Below are 4064 nucleotides of genomic sequence, written 5' to 3'. Positions count from 1 at the left end.
GGTGATCAGGCTGATGAACTACGGGGGCAGATTCACGAAAGCCTTCTCAAGGCACGTGAAACGCTGAAACTCACCGAAGAATCGCTGCGCGAACGCGGCAAGGCTGCTGTGGTAGCCACTGAAGACTACGTGCAGAGCAACCCGTGGCAATCGGTAGGGATTGCGGCCGGCGTTGGGTTCTTGCTGGGCCTTCTGGCCACCAGGCGCTGACGGCTATGGCTTTGGGTACAGAGTCAGGTCCGCCACTTGCGGACCAAACGTCGTCATCGCGGCGTCTTGGGGCTGCATTTCTTGGCTTGCTGCACAGCCATGTCGAGCTGTTCGGCATTGAACTGCAGGAACAAAAGTCGCGTACCGTTAGCCTGCTGCTGTTTGCCGGGTTGGCATTGGTGTTTGCCTTATTGCTGTTGATCGGTTTGTCGGCACTGGTAATGATACTGGTGTGGGACACCTACCGATTCACCGGCATTATCGGCCTTTGTCTGTTTTACATAGTGTCGGCTGCGTTCTGTGGGATGCGTTTGAAGGCGGCGATCTTCGATGAGTCTTCGCCCTTCCACGCGACGCTTGAAGAACTGGCCAATGACCGTGAGCGACTGATGCCATGAGCCTGACCGAACCGCAACCCAACTCTCGACGCGAACTGCGCAAGGCATTGATCCGCTTGCGCATGGAAATGCACCGCCAGGAAATTCGCCACGAAACCGGCCAATTGCTGCAGCCGCTACGACGTATGCGTGGCATGAGTCAGGATTGGCAAGGCACCTTGGGCATTAAACATGCTCCTCTCTGGGGCATGGGCATCGTTGCCCTCCTCGGTTTTCTCGGCGGCAAAGGTACCAAAGCCGGTGGCCTCAACAGCGTTTCCCGCTTGGTCAAACTGAGCACCACCCTTATGCCATTGATAAAACTGGTATTACAGGGTTCCCCGCCCAAGCGCTGATTGTTCTATCTGGCTGCATTCTTGCAAAGCTTTGCTTACTAATCACTTTATGCCTCGGCATGAAGTGATTAGTAATGCCTGCCCGGACAGACCTATTCCAAGACCTACTAAGGAGTCCTCGTGATCGATGGGCAACCGTTAGCATGCTTTCAGCCGTTCATCGATACCGCTACAGGCCGCATTGCCGGGGTTGAAGCGCTAGGTCGTCTGCGCCAAAGTGATGGTCAGCTTTTATCCGTAGGGCCGTTGTTCGCTGACCCGAAAATCTCCCCTACCGTCCTTCGCCGGCTGGATCGGGTGATTCGCGACAACGCGCTGAGTCGATTGCACGAAGTGCCCGCCGACTGGTTCTTGAGCCTCAATATTTCCCCGCGCTGGATTAGCCGTTTGCGTCCAGCGCAACCGTTACCGAGCCTCAAACAATTACAGCGCCATGGCGTGGCGCCACAACGCATCGTCTACGAAATCACTGAACTGGTCGGTGACAGTCAGCGTCTGGCCAATGTTGTGGCGCGTTATCGCGAAGCAGGTGCGCGCATCGCTATCGATGATTTCGGGGCGGGTTATTCGCAATTAGACCGGGTATTGGCGTTGCAGCCAGACATTCTAAAGCTCGACATGCGTTTGTTTCAGGCAGCAGCCCGTGGCGGCCCCAGCAGTGACGTGGTCAAGGCGCTGGCGCAAATGGCTGAAAAAACCGGTTGCTGGATTATCGCCGAAGGTGTCGAAACCGAAGCTGAACTGGATTTCGCCCTGGAATGCGGTTCTCGCTATGTTCAGGGGTTTCTGTTTGCCAAAGGCGAGCTGGACTTTCCCCCTACGGATGCATTTGTCCAACGATTCGCCGAGTTACGCGACCGTTATGTGCTGAAAAAAGTCGATGAGCGTGCTCGCCTCATGACCCTGCGTAAGCAACTGGGCAAACTGATGGACCTCCTGCAAATATGGGCAGAAGGTGGCGCCCCCCTCAGCGATTTACCGCAATTACACGAGTACCCCTGGTTTCTGCGTTTTTACCAGTGCGACCGACATGGCACTCAGCTCACGCCAAACCTGGAGTGGCGAAACGGCGCCTGGCATGCCGATCCCAGCTACTTGGGCCATAACTGGTCCTGGCGTCCCTATTTCTACCAATTGCTGGCCGAAGGATGGGATAACCGCCGCCTGACCCTGTCCAACACCTATCGCGACGCCACCAGCAACCAGTATTGCCTGACTGGCGGGCAGTTCTTCGGCAATGGCCAACGTCTGCTGCTGATCGATATAGACGCCGCTGGATTGTGATACACAGTTGCTAATCCAACGCTTGCAGCCGAAGGACTGAACCCGGAAGCTAAGCGCATTCAACAGATGGAGTGAACGCCTTGGATTGGCAAACCCTGCTTAACCGCGAACGACTTGGTAAACCCATACACAGCCCGCAAGAGCTGGGGCGCAGTCCTTTTCACAAAGACCATGATCGCATCATCTTCTCCGGCGCATTTCGCAGGCTGGGACGCAAGACTCAAGTGCATCCGGTGTCCAGCAACGATCATATCCATACACGCCTGACCCACTCGCTGGAAGTCAGTTGTGTGGGTCGCTCGCTGGGTATGCGCGTGGGTGAAACCATTCGTGACGCCCTGCCCGACTGGTGCGAGCCCAGTGACTTGGGAATGGTCGTTCAATCCGCTTGCCTGGCCCACGATATTGGCAACCCACCGTTCGGCCACTCAGGGGAGGACGCAATTCGCCATTGGTTCTTGCAGGCCGCCGGAAGGGGCTGGCTCGACGCTATGAGCGAAGTCGAGCGCAACGACTTTTTGAACTTCGAAGGCAACGCCCAGGGCTTTCGCGTACTCACCCAGTTGGAGTACCACCAGTTCGATGGCGGCACCCGACTGACTTATGCCACCTTGGGCACCTACTTGAAATACCCGTGGACCGCGCGTCACGCCGACTCCTTGGGCTATAAGAAACACAAGTTCGGCTGCTACCAGAGCGAGTTGCCTATTCTTGAGCAAATCGCCCATAAACTTGGGCTGCCACAGCTGGAAGAACAACGCTGGGCACGACATCCGTTGGTTTACCTGATGGAAGCAGCGGATGACATTTGCTACGCCTTGATTGATCTCGAGGACGGTCTGGAAATGGACTTGCTCGAGTACGCCGAGGTGGAGTCCTTGCTGCTGGGTCTGGTGGGCGATGACATTCCGGAGACTTATCGCCTGTTGGGCCCCGGCGATTCACGTCGGCGCAAGCTGGCTATTCTGCGCGGCAAGGCCATCGAACACCTGACCAATGCAGCCGCCCGTGCATTCGTCGAGCAACAAGATGCATTGTTGGCGGGCACCTTGAGTGGCGATCTGGTGGAGCACATGCACGGCCCCGCCAAACGCTGCGTGCTAGATGCCAAGGACATGGCGCGCAAGAAGATCTTTCAGGACAAACGTAAAACTCTGCATGAAATCGGCGCCTACACCACCCTTGAGGTCCTGCTTAACGCCTTTTGCGGCGCGGCGCTTGAGCAGTTCGGCGGACGTAAGCCTTCGTTTAAACATAGGCGCATCCTCGACCTTCTGGGGAATAACGCGCCTGACCCGCATTGGCCGCTGCACACGTCATTCCTACGGATGATCGACTTCATCGCCGGCATGACCGACAGCTACGCCAGTGAGATGGCGGGTGAAATGACGGGGCGTTCAACGTCGGTTTAACGTATCCAGTCGGACGCCGGATGTCCCACCTAGGTTCTGGCGGGCATCCGGCCCATGATCTGTATTATCTCGGCCAAACACTGAATTTAGAGACATGGCCTACACCCAACGCAGAAACGTCCTATCGATCAACGCGCCGTACTGCCGAATAATCCAGCTCGGTCTTGGCCATTGATGACCAGATCATTTATCAACCAGACACATGGGTCATAGTCGAATCAATGACCGGCCGGTTGGTTTGCGCGTATCGCGCCATCGTTTTAATCCGGAATGCCCTAATGCCAAAAAAAAATCTGCGAATCCTGCTGGTGGAAGACCACCCTTTTCAGCTCATCGCCACGCAAATACTCCTGAATAATCAGGGTTATTACCGGCTGACCCCGGCGCTGAGCGCTGCCGAAGCGATGTTGGCAATGGAAGCCTCC

Annotated in this window: 5 protein-coding genes and 1 pseudogene; all 6 read left to right on the top strand. The window is 56.2% G+C overall.

Features of this window, described 5'->3' with window-relative positions:
* Nucleotides 1–210, top strand: a 210-nt coding sequence (locus M0974_RS06255; protein WP_297834115.1) for a DUF883 domain-containing protein, incomplete at its 5' end; no start/stop codon positions are given.
* A 5-nt stretch (nt 211–215) separates the two neighbouring features.
* A complete protein-coding gene (locus tag M0974_RS06250) occupies nt 216–608 on the top strand; it encodes a phage holin family protein (protein WP_297834113.1) in 393 nt (130 codons plus the stop codon).
* A complete protein-coding gene (locus tag M0974_RS06245; RefSeq protein ID WP_297834111.1) occupies nt 605–943 on the top strand; it encodes a hypothetical protein in 339 nt (112 codons plus the stop codon). The genes M0974_RS06250 and M0974_RS06245 overlap by 4 nt, the downstream gene beginning before the upstream one ends.
* A gap of 120 nt (nt 944–1063) precedes the next feature.
* Complete coding sequence (locus M0974_RS06240; RefSeq protein WP_297834108.1) at nt 1064–2227, top strand: EAL domain-containing protein; 1164 nt, start codon at nt 1064–1066, stop codon at nt 2225–2227.
* An 80-nt stretch (nt 2228–2307) separates the two neighbouring features.
* Nucleotides 2308–3639, top strand: a complete 1332-nt coding sequence (locus M0974_RS06235; protein WP_297834105.1) for a deoxyguanosinetriphosphate triphosphohydrolase — start codon at nt 2308–2310, stop codon at nt 3637–3639.
* Between the two features lie 278 nt (nt 3640–3917).
* Nucleotides 3918–4064: pseudogene (locus M0974_RS06230) on the top strand (response regulator); the annotation flags it as partial.

Source organism: Pseudomonas sp. (assembly GCF_026224925.1).
In the GTDB taxonomy this organism is placed as follows: Bacteria; Pseudomonadota; Gammaproteobacteria; order Pseudomonadales; family Pseudomonadaceae; genus Aquipseudomonas.
The sequence above is the reverse complement of the archived record's forward strand: the minus strand, read 5'-3'. Positions and strand labels throughout refer to the sequence as shown.